Raw genomic sequence first — 13,938 nt, 5'->3', positions numbered from 1 at the left:
GCACATAGGGCCTTTTTTAAAACCAGTCTGCTTGCATGTCATAACTGGTACTGTCTGAGCTAATTAAAATAGATGACCAAACTGCAATTTGTGGCAACTCAAAGCGATAAAAATACTGCAATGCCTGTAATTTACCTTTATAAAAGTACTCATCAGTTTGATGTACTTTTGTTGATAAGGCTTTGGTGGCGACAATACCTTGTTTAAGCCATAACCACGCAATAATCACGTGACCAAATAGCTCTAAATACTTAACAGAATTGGCCAGCGCTAAGTCGATGTTGTTAGTGGCCATGCCGTTTAGCACAACTTCTGTTGTCACCTTTAACGTCTCTACAGCTTCGCTTAGTTTCTGGGTATATTCATTCAAACTGTCGTATTGTTTGGCTTGTTCAATGGTTTTGACAATTTCGTGTAAGGTGGCTTTATAACCCTGCATCCTATTCATCGGTACTTTTCGGGTCATCAAATCTAACGATTGAATCCCCGTAGTACCTTCATGTATTGAGTTTAAGCGGTTATCACGATAAAACATCTCAACTGGATGTTCATTTATGTAGCCATGTCCGCCCATCACTTGAATAGCATATGAGTTAGCTTTAGGACCATATTCAGACGGCCAGGTTTTAATAATCGGCGTTAAAAAGTCTAACAAGGTATGAGCATATTCACGTTGCTCGCTGGTGTCTGCGGTGCGCTCGTCATCACTTAATTGAGTGCCATACAGGACTAATGCCATAGCGCCTTCTGCATAAGATTTTTGCGCTAACAACATGCGCTTTACGTCAGCATGCTCAATGATATTCACCATAGGTGACTGCGGATCTTTACACGATGGCAAGCGACCCTGGGGACGATTTTTAGCGTAATCGACTGAATATTGATAACCGGCTACTGCCAATACTGCGCCACTAGTGCCGACCATAATGCGGGCTTCGTTCATCATGTGGAACATGTACTTTAAACCGCAATGTTCTTCACCGACTAAATAGCCTATCGAGCCATTTTTTTCACCAAAACTCAGTGCCGTTGAGGTTTGTGCGCGGCCACCCATTTTATGAAAAAGCCCAGCGAGTGCGACTTCATTGTCTTCTCCAACGGAACCATCTTCATTAAGCAAAAACTTAGGCACCACAAATAACGAAATACCTTTCACACCTTTAGGGGCACCTTGAATTCGCGCTAACACCAAGTGAACGATGTTGTCGCTTAAATCATGGTCACCGCCTGAAATATAGATTTTATTGCCAGTGATGCGATAAGTACCGTCGTCCGACTTTACTGCCTTGGTAATTAAGTCACCCAAAGCCGAGCCACTACCAGGTTCTGTCATGGCCATGGTGCCCATAAATCGACCTTCACGCATGGGCTTAACCCAAGTGTTAATCAGTTCTGGACTTCCATGTGCTTGTAACAAGTTGGCGTTAGCTGTGGTTAACATGTTGTAACCCATGCCCACACCGCCAGCGACAGTTAAAAATGATGCCGCTGCACTGGCAATAATGGGCGGTAATTGCATACCACCCAGCTCATAATCAGCGGTTGCAGAACCAATACCAGACTCGTTAACCGCATTAATAGCGGTTTTAAGTTCTGGGATGATATGCACTTTTTTACCATCAAATGTAGGTTGATGAGTATCCAATTTCTGACGGATAGGAAGAAAGTATTTTTCTGCGATCGTTTTTGCGGTATTGACCACTTCATTAAAGGTTTGACGATCGTGATCTTGATAACGTGTTCGGCTAGTTAACGCATCACTGTCAAACAGTTCGTAAAGCATAAATTCGAGATCGCGTTCATTCATTAACGTTGCAGGCATAATATTCTCTTCTTATCGTCTAAAGCTCAAACCAATGGTAATAGATTAATTAAATGCAGCCTAAAACGCTGACACACCACCATCAACGGCAATACATTGTCCTGTCATATAGGTATTGCTTGGCGATAACATCATTAGCATAACCGCGACGATTTCTTTTGGTTCACCTAAACGATTCATTGGCGCGCCACGGGCCATTTTCTTTTGCTGTTCTTCGTCAGCAAAGTTTGTCACCATAGGCGTTAAGGTAAAGAATGGGCAAATTGCATTAATACGAATATTTTCTCGGCCGTATTCCACTGCACCGGTTTTGGTTAAACCAATAACAGCATGTTTTGCCATTGAATAAGCACTACCTCGCGCAGCCCCACCTAAACCTGCCATTGAGCTGACATTAAGGATGGCACCCTCGCCTTGCTTAAGCATTTGCTGTATTTGATGACGCATACCAAATTGCACACCTTTAACATTAATCGCAAACTGACTGTCCATGATAGATTCGTCAATGTGATGTAGTGGCATAAACTCGTGGGCGATGCCGGCATTGTTAACGCCAATATCCACACAACCAAAATGCTCAACAGCTGTATCAATCATGGCTTTACAGGATTCATTCTTAGACACATCGCATTTCATTGCGACCACCTCTGCACCAGTAGCCGCAATAGCATCAGCCACTTGATGTACTCCAGCTTCGTTAATGTCACTGATGACTAACTTAGCACCGCGTTTGGCCAATTCTTCTGCGAGTAATTTACCAAAACCTTGGGCTGCGCCAGTAATAACGGCTACTTTGCCAGTAAAGTCTAATAATGGATCCATGCGAGTAACTCCTGTAATTGATGGTCTTGTTGATATTTTTGTTATAATTTTGGTTTATTAGTTTTGCTAACGTAGTTAGCTATTTATTCTCTGTTTCAATAACTTTTAAGGCCATTTTTGCGAGCGGTTCAACGAACGAGCCAACTTTATTAGCATGTTCATTAGATGCATTACCTTCTGCAGCACGTTTAGCAACACCTTGAGCAATTGCAGCCAAGCGGAAAAAGCTAAACGCTAAGTAAAACACCCAGTTTTCAATTCGTTCTATTCCCATACGTTGGCAATATTTCGCCACGTAATCTTCTTCAGTTGGAATGCCTAAACTGGCGCGATCGATATCTTTTAAACCGTCAATACTTCCCATGCCTGCAGGCATACGTAATTGCATACATTGGTAAGCTAAATCGGCAAATGGATGGCCTAGTGTAGATAGCTCCCAGTCCAATAATGCGATAATGACAGGTGAATTTTTGGCAAACATCATGTTGTCTAACCGGAAATCACCATGGACTAAGCAAACACGACCATCATCTTTAGGTAAGTTAACTTCAAGCCATGTTATTAACGTATTCATTGCGGGTATATTTTGCAGTTCTGAAGCGCGGTATTGTGATGTCCAGCGACCGAGTTGACGTTCAAAGTAATTGCCCGCTTTTCCGTAATCAGACAAACCAACAGCATCAACATCGACACGATGCAGAGAAACCAGCACTTTATTCATGGCGTCATACATGGTTGAACGTTGTTCATTGGTGTCAATTTCAGCTAAAGACGCACTCCAGTAAACGGTGCCATCGCAATATTCCATTAAATAGAACATTGAACCCATTACGCTGGTGTCTTCACACAAGTGATAGACATTAGCAACGGGTACATCAGTATCTTTTAGCGCATTTAATACCCGATATTCACGGTCGACAGCATGAGCAGATTTTAATAATTTACCAGGTGGTTGGCGACGTAACACGTACACACCCGACGTTGCGGTGACTTTATATGTAGGATTTGATTGACCACCGGTAAATTTGTCTAATGTAATTGGCCCTTTAAAGCCTTGAACGTGTTGTTCTAAATAATCATTAAGCTGTACGTTATCAATAGAGAATACTTTTGGCATTTGGCAATACTCTTTTCGTTTTGATGAGTTAAGTTGCTGAGTGAATGATCGCTTTTTTAAGTTGCAGGTTGAACATTGTTCAACCTGCTAAAAAGGTCTCAAATGTTCACCTAGCCTAGTTCTGCGTAACTATTTTTTTCACTAAATCACGTCCGAGTTGCATCATGTGTACTTGATCTGGACCATCGGCTAAGCGCAATGTCCGTTGACCCGCCCATGCATGCGCTAAAAAGGTATCTTGACTCACCCCTACAGCACCATGGCACTGAATGGCACGGTCTATCACATCAAGCGACATATTGGGCGCAACAATTTTAATCATTGCGATTAAGTCTTTAGCCGCCTTGTTACCATCAGTATCCATCTTCTGTGCGGCTTTTAAGGTCATTAAACGTGCTTGTTCAATCTGACATGCCGACTTGGCAATGTCTTCACGAACAGATTGTTGTTTAATCATTGGTCGACCAAATACGATTCGCTCACTCACTCGTTTGCACATTAAATCTAGTGCGCGTTGAGCAATACCTACAGAGCGCATGCAGTGATGAATACGTCCTGGACCAAGACGACCCTGAGCAATTTCAAAGCCCTTACCTTCACCGGAAATAATATTTTCAACGGGTACTCGGACATCAGTAAATGTCACTTCAGCGTGACCTTCGGGAGCATCGTTATAACCGAACACTTTCATAGGTCTAACCATGGTGACACCTGGAGTGTTCATTGGCACAAGTACTTGTGATTGCTGAATATAGCGGTTGCTGTTGCTTGGGTCTGTTTTTCCCATCACGATCATAATTTCGCATTGCTTACGGCACGCGCCACTAATGTAAAATTTGCGGCCGTTTATGACATACTCATCACCATCTCGCTCAATGCTTAGTTCAATATTAGTGGCATCGCTTGAGGCCACTTCAGGTTCTGTCATTGCAAATGCTGAGCGAATTTTGCCTTCAAGCAATGGTTCTAACCATTGTTTTTTCTGTGCTTCATTACCGTATTTAGCCAATACTTCCATGTTGCCAGTATCCGGTGCCGCACAGTTAAACACTTCTGACGCCCACATCACTTTGCCCATAATTTCAGCCAATGGCGCATATTCTAAATTGGTCAATCCAGCACTGTATTTTCCGTACGCAACAGGAAGGAATAAATTCCACAAACCTTCTGCCTTCGCTTTGGCTTTCAATTCTTCCATTAATGGAGGCGTTGACCAAGGATCAAGCTCAACTTGTCGATGCATTTCTTCTTCAACCGGAAACACATGTAAATCCATAAAATCGGTGACACGTTTGATTAATGCTTGAACTTTTTCACTGTATTCAAAATTCATGTTCTACCCTTCTATCGGTCATTACGGTGTAGTGTGAGCCTTAACATTTATGATTAAGACCCAAGCAGATCAGCAAACCTTAACTAAGTGACATTAATGATTTTTTGTTAAACGGTTTAATATCCGCGATAGCTTGGTGCTTAATTTTATTAACCCACTGTGGATCAACCAATAACGCACGACCAATAGCGACCAAATCAAATTCGTTATTGTTTAATCGCACTAATAGCTCATCAATGCCGGTTGGATTAGACGTGCCAGATAAATCAGCATTACCTTCGCCAATAAAGTCAGCATCTAAACCCACGTTACCGACTGTTATTACCGGTTTGTTTGTCAATTTTTTAGTCCAACCAGCAAGACCAAGGTCTGAGCCTTCAAATTCTGCCACCCAAAAACGCCGTGTACTGGCGTGGAAAATATCAACACCGGCTTGACTTAATAAGCTTAAGAAAGTCTCTAGTTCTTCAGGTGTTTGGCAAAGTTTTGCATTGTAGTCTTGCTGTTTCCACTGCGAAAAGCGGAAGATAATCGTAAAGTCATCCCCAACGGCAGCGCGAATAGCGTTAACAATTTCAACGCCAAAACGAGTACGATTTTCTAGTGAACCACCGTATTGGTCGTCACGTTGGTTAGTGCCTTCCCAAAAAAACTGATCAACTAAATAACCGTGTGCGCCGTGTACTTCAATGGCATCAAAACCAATATTCTTGGCATCTAATGCAGCTTGAGCAAAAGAGGCAACTACGTCATTGATATCATCTTGAGTCATTGCAACGCCATTTTTAGCGCCAGGTTTGTACAAACCTGATGGACTATAAGCCGGTGTTTCTTTATTTGGGCCAATACCTGGCTTTCTCACTGAACCTACATGCCAAAGCTGGGGGGCGATTTTACCACCTGCGGCATGCACTTCATCAACGACATGCTTCCAACCAGCTAATGCTGCTTCACCATAAATGGCTGGTACATTTTCATATCCATTGGCCGCTTTATGAGAAATAAATGTCCCTTCGGTGATAATGAGGCCAACATCACCTTCGGCTCGTCTTCGGTAATAATCAGCAACGTCCTTATTCGGGACATAATTAGGTGAAAACGCGCGCGTCATCGGCGCCATGACGGTTCTATTTTTCAAAGATAACGATTTGGTGATAAAAGGTTCAAATAACTTATCGATACTGGTATTTTTGTCGCTATTCATAACGAATTCCTAGCTTTAAATGCTTCTTCTTTTAGAGAGTGATTTAGTGAGTCATACCTTTTAATAGGTTAACCAATCAAATAACCACCATCGACATTAATCGCTGTACCCGTGGTATAGCTGGATGCATTAGACACTAAATACAATACCGTTCCGGCCATTTCGTCTGGCTGAGCAACGCGTTTCATTGGAACGTGGTACATCATTTGTTTAAGAATGGCTGGATTATCGACTAGCGCAGAGGCAAATTTGGTATCGGTTCCACCTGGTAGCAAAGCATTAACACGAATATTGAATTGGGCACATTCTTTAGCAAATGCTTTCGTCATAGAAATAACAGCCGCTTTAGTGATGGAATAAATACCTTGGAAATCACCCGGAATAACGCCATTAACAGAAGCAACGTTGACAATAGAGCCGCCGCCACTGTCTTTCATTAGTTGTGCACCCTTGGTAGACATGAAGAAATACCCACGAATATTCACATCGACTGTTTTTTGAAAAGCCGTTAAATCGGTATCAATAATATGGCCGAAATAGGGATTAGCGGCAGCATTATTAACTAAAATATCAAGCTTTCCATGTTGTTCGGTTATTGCGGCAAAAATGGCATCAATTTGGTCCAATTCGCCAATATGACAGGCAATGGCTTGTGCACTGCCGCCAGCGTTAATTATTTCATCAACCACTGTTTGACAAGCTTCAATTTTACGACTTGATACAATGACATGTGCGCCATACTGAGCTAATACTTTAGCAACACTTTTGCCAATACCACGGCTAGCACCAGTGACTAATGCAACCTTCCCTGTTAAATCAAATAAATTACCATTGTTCATTTTATTTCCTTTTATAGCTGATTTATGGTGCAAAACGTTAACGTACTACGACGTTACCTAAAGGTTACCCAGTCATCGCCTGCCTGTTCTAAGTGACTGTAGTTATTAAAATAATCAACACTCAACATATTTTCTGAAAATAACAGTTTAGTGACACTGGTATTTCTGGCCTGTTGATTCAAAGCTAATGTTTGTTGATCGTTCAATTGTAAAATGTGTTGCACAATTGCCGAAATCGTCCCACCGGAGGTAAACACTAAAATATCTTTTGATTTATTGATGTTATTTCCACCAGTGGTAATCACACGTTTTTTTGCTAATTCTTGTTCAATAATATTGCGAAGAGCTCGAATGCAACGAGTCTTAAATTGTGGCCAACTTTCATTGTATTCATGATCTTTATCAGCCGTTACCCAACGTTCGAGTGCTTTTGAAAACTCTTTTTGTAGGGTTTTGTTTGGTTCTTTACGTTGACTAATTTCTTCACTCATTTCAGCGAAGTTGTTCCACTGGTCGTTATACTTTTTTAAAATATCGACATGATCGAATTCATTAAAACCAGAATGGATAACCATTGGAGTTGGCTCACCTTGGTATCCTTTTACAAAGGCAGTTAACGTTTGCCCATGCCGTAATAAATCACCGCAATAAAACTTGCTAGGCAAAGCTCTGGCTCGCCAGTACTGGCCTAATATTGTTGCTTGCTGGTTACCTTTATCTGACAGTTGATCGTAATCAGTACTTCCAAAAGATGCCTGTCCGTGTCGAATCAAATAAATGGCTGCCATATTGGGCCTCTAACTGGATAAAAATGATGATTCAATACAGAATCAAATTAACATGCTAATTTTCAATAAAGTTAATTTCAGTTTTTGATTGGTAAACAGCAACATTGGATTGCTTAACTAAATCAATCGTCGATATTACTCATCGCAACAGATGCGTTTATTCAACAAATTTTGTACTGTTCCGAATGTACTTGACTATGCTAATCGCTACATCTAAATTGAACAAATGAATAGTTCTTATATCCTACTATTTATATTTTAAATAGTAGATGAGAGTTGAGGTGTTCTCAACGTACACAGTGAGATCACTGGAGTCTGTATGAAAATTGATTTGAATTTATTTGTGGTATTCGATGCGATTTATTGCGAAGGAAACATAACAAAAGCGGCGTCTGTACTTAATTTATCACAACCTGCTGTGAGTCATTCATTAGGCAAATTGCGCACTCATTTTGACGATGCTTTGTTTATCAGACAAGGCAATGAAATGAGACCTACTCCAGTAGCAAAGAATGTGATTGATGATGTCCGTGAAGCATTACATCAACTACAAGTGTGTTTAGTTCAATCTCGACAGTTTGAACCATTAACCTCGCGTAAGAGCTTTTCATTATCTTTACATGGCTCTTTAGAACCCTACTACTTACCGATACTGCAACAAAGTTTGTCGTTAGAGTCTCCGGCAATAAACTTACGCAGCAATAAAAGAGTTAGACGAAGCGAACTTGAAAACAAACTTGCTAGCGGTGATATTGATTTGGCAATAGATACCTTAATCCCCGTCAGTAATAACATTATGCACACCCAATTAGAACTAGACCAACTGGTTGTCGTTGCGAGAAAAAACCATCCCGCTATCACAACTGAACTTGCTTTAGATACCTACCTGCGTTTAGAACACGTTTTAGTTTCGTCGCGTTCGACAGGCCCTAGCTTAGAAGATTTCGAGCTTTCACGTATTGGATTGCACCGTAAAATTTCATTACGTTGTCAGCATGCTTTATCAGCTTGCCGCGTCATCTTGAATAACGATATGTTACTGACATTACCAAAAACCGCCGCCGTCATGTACAGTCAAATGCTCGATATCGCTATCTATCCTATGCCGGTAGAATTGCCCGAAATTGGCGTGCATTTATACTGGCACGTTAATGTCGACAAAGAACCTGCCAACAAATGGCTTAGAAACAAAATGATTATTGCCGCTACCAACACTAGAATAATGACGTAACAACAGACTATGGCGTCTATACCTAATTGCAAGATTGACCAAAATAACGATTTATAAACGGTATAAATTGCTAAATAGGAACCGGCAAATACATTAGTGTTATTTAGCTGAGTGTTTTATTTAAAAAATCAAGCGTACGTTGCCATGCCAGCTCTGCGTTCGCTTCATCATAACGGCCTGTAGAGTCATTATGGAAACCATGATTTGCCTTTGGATACATGTACATTGTATATGGCACATTAAAGGCTTTTAAATCTTGTTCATATTCGGGCCAAGTAGTGTTAACTCTTTCATCTAACTCAGCTAATTGAATCAATAATGGTGCCTTAATATTGTGTCTTAATTCTTTAGCCGCTGGGGTGCCATAAAAAGGAACTCCTGCTTGAATCAAATTTGAATCGACTGCCGCAAGATAATTCACAATATACCCGCCGAAACAAAATCCTACCGTACCTAGCTTACCGTTACTTTGTTTATGCATTTTTAAAAACTTAGCAGCTGCGACAAAATCTTGTTCAATTTTACTTCTGTCTAACGACTTTTGCATCTCACGGCCTTCATCATCATTGCCAGGATAACCACCTAATGAATATAAGGCATCTGGTGCAAAAGCGATAAAACCTGCTTTAGCTAAACGTCTAGCAACATCTTTAATGTATGGATTAAGACCACGGTTTTCATGAACTACCAACACAACAGGCAATAGACCGGATTTATTAGTGGGCTCAACCAAATACCCTTGACCTTTTCCGTAGCCTAGCGGTGAATCAAAATTAGCATAAGTCGCTTTAATATCTGCATCATTAAATGATACTTGTTCGGCTAATGCATAATTAGGCAGTAAGGCCGATGTCAGTACCGACATTGAATAACCGAGCGCAACCAACGATCCAAGTTTGCCGATAAATGTTCGACGATCCATACCACCATGAGCATAAGAGTCATACCAATCAAACGCTTGTTGTGGAATAGCATCGGAAGTTTTGTTTTTCATGATTAGCCTCTACTTTAAATGATCAGATGATATAGATATTAGCTGAAGTTTATATTAGCTGAAGTTTAATCAGATATCACCTTAACCCAATTAATACGCCTATTTAATCTAAACTAGCGATAAAAAAAGACAGTATATTAATAAAAATCAAAACTTAATTTAACGCTATTCAACTTGTTATTTTTACTAACAAAGCAAATTGACGTTTCAATAGCTGGCCTATTACAAATTCATTCAACGCGGTTAACAAAGCAAAGCATTGTTTAAACGCTATTTGTTACCCAATTTCGGATTACTTATAACGCTTTAGTGTGGTTGATGGATTTTCACCAAATAATTGAGTGTAATCTTTGGTAAATTGGCCTGCATGCCAAAAACCCCAATTGGCTGCTATCACTGAAATGGGTATATCTTGCTGAGGTTGTTTAAGCTCCCTCCTCACATTATTTAAGCGTGTAAGACGTAAAAAACGCAATGGATTAATGCCTAAAATACTCTCAAAACTATACTGCAAGGTTCTTCGGCTAACAAAAGTAAGCTCACAAAGTTGCGTTATTGTCACCGCTTGTTGCGGATTTTCGTGCAAAAATGCTTTTATTTTCTCTACCACGGCTAATCGATGTTGATAGCTAGGTGCTACCGTTTGTTTTGATGATTCTTGTGTTAATAAATTCAACGCTAATGTACTTAACATGTCTTGCTGTAACGGGGTATGTAGCCGTGATTCACTATGGTTAATCAGCGATTCAATCAGAAAACGGGTTTGATTAAGTCGCATTGGATTTGAACTGATCCGTTCAGCACCTTGCGAAGTTAAGTTCTGAAGTGATAAACCTTGTATATCAGCCATGGTGAATAAGGTCTGTTTATTAATAACAAAACCATAAATAGTAAACTGTTCAGGGGTTATTAATTCAAAATCACAATCACTGGTTCGACACATAAACTGATGAGTATCAACTTGTAATCCATTAATTTTACTTTGATCTGAAAAACGCGGAATACCAAACCAAATAGATTCAGGCGCGATATTGCATTGCTGTCTTAATGCCCGCTGAGTAAATTCTTTAAATAGATGCGCCTCAGGATAATCAAGTCCTTCTATACAGCCATAAAAACTGCCATTACTGACCTGATCATATACTTGCTGCCATTGGGTTAAATTATGCGCTTGTTCATCAATATCGGTAGTTGTCACCACGCTCTTTTGTGGTGCGCACTGATTAATATGGTGCTCCATCTGTCACGTCCTCTTGATATTACGCTGCTAACCCAATCACCAACACTGAAAATAAAACATTTTATCTAGCTGAAATAAATAATAAAAAATGACTTTGCCAAAACTTGATAGCCACTTGGTACGATTTAAGCTGGTTTGAACTTATTAAAATTAAATGATTAACGATTCAGCAGCAAAACCTGTACCAAAATTAAATCGTTAACGTCGAGGTCATTAATGAGTCAATCGTACCGCTACATGTTAGGTAGCCAAACATATCAATTTCGGGATCTTGCAGATTTAATGGCTAAAGCTACGCCACAGCGATCAGGTGATCGTTTAGCGGGAGTAATTGCACAATCAGCGAAGGAACGGGCTGTCGCTCAAATGAGACTCGCAGATGTACCTTTAAAAACCTTTCTTAATGATGCACTTATTCCATATGAAACTGACGAAGTTACTCGATTAATTTTAGACGAACATGACACTAATGCATTTGCATATATTAGCCATTTAACGGTTGGCGACTTTCGTAACTGGTTACTTAGCGACTATGTAACACCTCAGGTATTAGCTACGGTAAAAATGGGCATTACACCTGAAATGGCAGCAGCTGTTAGCAAAATAATGCGCAATCAAGATCTTATTCTTGTGGCTAAAAAATGTCATGTCACCAGCGCATTCAGAAATACCATAGGTCTACCTGGTCACTTATCGACCCGTTTGCAACCAAACCACCCAACCGATGATGTGAATGGGATTGCCGCATCAATGCTTGATGGTTTGTTGTATGGAAATGGTGATGCGGTTATCGGTATTAACCCCGCGACCGATAACGTTGCACAAGCCATTAAATTAATGAAATTAATGGATGATGTAATCCAAAAATATGACATACCAACACAAAGTTGCGTTTTAACCCACGTCACAAACACCATTGAATGTATCGAAGCCGGTGCACCGGTTGATTTGGTGTTTCAATCAATTGGCGGCACCGAAGCGACAAACAGCAGCTTTGGATTTAATCTACAAACCTTAACAGAAGCCCAAGACGCCGCATTAAGTCTAAAACGTGGCACTGTTGGCAATAACGTAATGTATTTTGAAACTGGCCAAGGTAGCTCGTTGTCAGCCAATGCACATCACGGTTTAGATCAACAAACCTGTGAAGCAAGAGCCTATGCTGTTGCCCGAAAATTTAATCCGCTACTGGTGAATACTGTCGTTGGCTTTATTGGTCCTGAATATTTATTTGATGGTAAAGAAATTACTCGGGCCGGATTAGAAGATCATTTCTGCGCAAAATTACTCGGTGTACCAATGGGCTGTGATGTTTGTTACACCAACCATGCCGAAGCCGATCAAAACGATATGGATAATCTTCTTACTTTATTAGGGGTTGCTGGTTGTTCGTTTGTAATGGGCATACCCGGTTCAGACGACATAATGCTGAATTACCAAACAACCTCTTTTCATGATGCTTTATATGTTCGTCGTGTGTTGGGCTCTCGTCCTGCCCCCGAATTTGAACATTGGCTAACCCAAATGAACATTATGAAAAACACGTCAGATTTTGTGTTGTCCAACACATTACCCAAAGAATTTGCCAAACCACTCTATGCACTACAAGGAGAGCGCTAATGAGCTCTCCTTGTGTAAACAAAACTCACTACCCAGTCGATTCACTCAAATCACATAAACACAATGGCAATGTGGTCACGAATCCATGGAGCGACCTTCGCCGTTTTACCGATGCGCGTATTGGCCTTGGAAGAGCTGGAATCAGCCTACCCACGTCCGAATTATTAGCATTCCAACTATCACACGCACAAGCCCGGGACGCCGTGAGTTTTCCACTAGATATTGATTCACTGGCAGATCAGCTAAGTAATATTCCATTACTGAATAATGTTACATCACCAATAAAAGTTAACAGTCAGGCAAATGATCGCATCAGCTATTTACAAAGGCCAGATCTTGGTAGAAAGCTGGCTGAAAGTGGCCGAAAAATCTTATTAAATTACATGGACAATCAAGGGAAAGCTACTGACAGTCAATATGATCTTGCCATAGTGGTGGTTGATGGATTGTCATCATTAGCAGTGCAAAACAATGCTCAGCCATTTATCAACGAGTTATTAAGTCAATTAAATAAGCAGCACTCTGCATGGCATATCGCACCAATCACCATAGTGGAACAAGGTCGTGTTGCCATAGGTGATGATATTGGCCAGCTACTAAACGCTCAATTGGTAATGGTTCTGATAGGCGAACGACCAGGACTCAGTTCACCAGACAGCCTGGGGTTATATCTTACTTGGGCGCCTAAAACAGGACTTAATGATGCCTGCCGAAACTGTATTTCAAACATTCGTCCAGCGGGACTACCCTATGCCGAAGCTGCCAAACGGGCTATTTACTTACTAACAGAAGCTAAAAATCTCAAACTCACAGGAGTCAACTTAAAAGATCGCACTCAAGACGATGTGATTGAACACCAACAACAAACTCAAAACTTTTTAATTGCTGAATAACACCAAATAAATTCAACATAAAAATTTAAATACCA

The 13,938-nt window shown here is 40.6% G+C and carries 12 protein-coding genes; 3 read left to right on the top strand and 9 right to left on the bottom strand.

The window, feature by feature from the left end; genetic code table 11:
• Window positions 1–16: 16 nt before the first annotated feature.
• From FH971_RS09635 to FH971_RS09605, 7 genes are all read right to left on the bottom strand, one after another.
• The gene (locus FH971_RS09635; RefSeq protein ID WP_140234160.1) at window positions 17–1,822 is read right to left on the bottom strand and encodes an acyl-CoA dehydrogenase; all 1,806 of its coding nucleotides are present in this window, start codon (window positions 1,820–1,822) and stop codon (window positions 17–19) included.
• A 60-nt stretch (window positions 1,823–1,882) separates the two neighbouring features.
• Window positions 1,883–2,644: an SDR family NAD(P)-dependent oxidoreductase gene (locus FH971_RS09630; protein ID WP_140234159.1), complete on the bottom strand. Its 762-nt coding sequence runs from the start codon at window positions 2,642–2,644 to the stop codon at window positions 1,883–1,885.
• 79 nt (window positions 2,645–2,723) lie between these two features.
• Window positions 2,724–3,761 (bottom strand): phosphotransferase family protein, encoded by a 1,038-nt coding sequence (locus FH971_RS09625; RefSeq protein ID WP_140234158.1) that lies wholly within the window; start codon window positions 3,759–3,761, stop codon window positions 2,724–2,726.
• 115 nt (window positions 3,762–3,876) lie between these two features.
• Window positions 3,877–5,094 carry an acyl-CoA dehydrogenase family protein gene (locus tag FH971_RS09620; protein ID WP_140234157.1) on the bottom strand — a complete coding sequence of 406 codons (1,218 nt, stop codon included), beginning with the start codon at window positions 5,092–5,094 and terminating at the stop codon, window positions 3,877–3,879.
• 79 nt (window positions 5,095–5,173) lie between these two features.
• Window positions 5,174–6,298, bottom strand: coding sequence for an NADH:flavin oxidoreductase (locus FH971_RS09615; protein WP_140234156.1), 1,125 nt, complete (start codon window positions 6,296–6,298; stop codon window positions 5,174–5,176).
• 68 nt (window positions 6,299–6,366) lie between these two features.
• Window positions 6,367–7,137, bottom strand: a complete 771-nt coding sequence (locus tag FH971_RS09610; RefSeq protein WP_140234155.1) for an SDR family oxidoreductase — start codon at window positions 7,135–7,137, stop codon at window positions 6,367–6,369.
• A 53-nt stretch (window positions 7,138–7,190) separates the two neighbouring features.
• Window positions 7,191–7,925: a histidine phosphatase family protein gene (locus FH971_RS09605; protein WP_140234154.1), complete on the bottom strand. Its 735-nt coding sequence runs from the start codon at window positions 7,923–7,925 to the stop codon at window positions 7,191–7,193.
• 319 nt (window positions 7,926–8,244) lie between these two features.
• On the opposite strand from FH971_RS09605, the gene FH971_RS09600 reads away from it, so the two are divergent.
• On the top strand, window positions 8,245–9,156 hold the full coding sequence (locus FH971_RS09600; protein WP_137227168.1) for a LysR family transcriptional regulator: 912 nt from the start codon (window positions 8,245–8,247) through the stop codon (window positions 9,154–9,156).
• A 103-nt stretch (window positions 9,157–9,259) separates the two neighbouring features.
• Here FH971_RS09600 and FH971_RS09595 read toward each other — a convergent pair whose 3' ends face one another.
• Both FH971_RS09595 and FH971_RS09590 read right to left on the bottom strand, forming a co-directional pair.
• A complete protein-coding gene (locus FH971_RS09595; RefSeq protein ID WP_140234153.1) occupies window positions 9,260–10,150 on the bottom strand; it encodes a dienelactone hydrolase family protein in 891 nt (296 codons plus the stop codon).
• Window positions 10,151–10,442: 292 nt separating this feature from the next.
• The gene (locus tag FH971_RS09590) at window positions 10,443–11,390 is read right to left on the bottom strand and encodes a helix-turn-helix domain-containing protein (protein ID WP_137227171.1); all 948 of its coding nucleotides are present in this window, start codon (window positions 11,388–11,390) and stop codon (window positions 10,443–10,445) included.
• Window positions 11,391–11,606: 216 nt separating this feature from the next.
• Between FH971_RS09590 and FH971_RS09585 the strand changes: the two genes are divergently transcribed.
• Window positions 11,607–13,010, top strand: a complete 1,404-nt coding sequence (locus tag FH971_RS09585; RefSeq protein ID WP_140234152.1) for an ethanolamine ammonia-lyase subunit EutB — start codon at window positions 11,607–11,609, stop codon at window positions 13,008–13,010.
• Entirely contained in the window at window positions 13,010–13,903 is an 894-nt protein-coding gene (gene eutC / locus FH971_RS09580; RefSeq protein ID WP_140234151.1) for an ethanolamine ammonia-lyase subunit EutC, read from the top strand. The genes FH971_RS09585 and eutC overlap by 1 nt, the downstream gene beginning before the upstream one ends.
• The last annotated feature ends 35 nt before the right edge of the window (window positions 13,904–13,938 follow it).

This window comes from Shewanella polaris (assembly GCF_006385555.1).
GTDB classification, from domain to species: Bacteria; Pseudomonadota; Gammaproteobacteria; order Enterobacterales; family Shewanellaceae; genus Shewanella; species Shewanella polaris.
Note: the sequence above shows the minus strand (reverse complement) of the source record. Positions and strands in the feature narration are given on the sequence as shown.

What these genes read in the sequence shown, in the direction of transcription:
- FH971_RS09615 (WP_140234156.1), bottom strand. Translation starts at nt 6,298, where the DNA reads ATGAATAGCGACAAAAATACCAGTATCGATAAGTTATTTGAACCTTTT.
- FH971_RS09635 (WP_140234160.1), bottom strand. Translation starts at nt 1,822, where the DNA reads ATGCCTGCAACGTTAATGAATGAACGCGATCTCGAATTTATGCTTTAC.
- FH971_RS09600 (WP_137227168.1), top strand. Translation starts at nt 8,245, where the DNA reads ATGAAAATTGATTTGAATTTATTTGTGGTATTCGATGCGATTTATTGC.
- FH971_RS09620 (WP_140234157.1), bottom strand. Translation starts at nt 5,094, where the DNA reads ATGAATTTTGAATACAGTGAAAAAGTTCAAGCATTAATCAAACGTGTC.
- FH971_RS09625 (WP_140234158.1), bottom strand. Translation starts at nt 3,761, where the DNA reads ATGCCAAAAGTATTCTCTATTGATAACGTACAGCTTAATGATTATTTA.
- FH971_RS09585 (WP_140234152.1), top strand. Translation starts at nt 11,607, where the DNA reads ATGAGTCAATCGTACCGCTACATGTTAGGTAGCCAAACATATCAATTT.
- FH971_RS09630 (WP_140234159.1), bottom strand. Translation starts at nt 2,644, where the DNA reads ATGGATCCATTATTAGACTTTACTGGCAAAGTAGCCGTTATTACTGGC.
- FH971_RS09605 (WP_140234154.1), bottom strand. Translation starts at nt 7,925, where the DNA reads ATGGCAGCCATTTATTTGATTCGACACGGACAGGCATCTTTTGGAAGT.
- FH971_RS09610 (WP_140234155.1), bottom strand. Translation starts at nt 7,137, where the DNA reads ATGAACAATGGTAATTTATTTGATTTAACAGGGAAGGTTGCATTAGTC.
- eutC (WP_140234151.1), top strand. Translation starts at nt 13,010, where the DNA reads ATGAGCTCTCCTTGTGTAAACAAAACTCACTACCCAGTCGATTCACTC.
- FH971_RS09595 (WP_140234153.1), bottom strand. Translation starts at nt 10,150, where the DNA reads ATGAAAAACAAAACTTCCGATGCTATTCCACAACAAGCGTTTGATTGG.
- FH971_RS09590 (WP_137227171.1), bottom strand. Translation starts at nt 11,390, where the DNA reads ATGGAGCACCATATTAATCAGTGCGCACCACAAAAGAGCGTGGTGACA.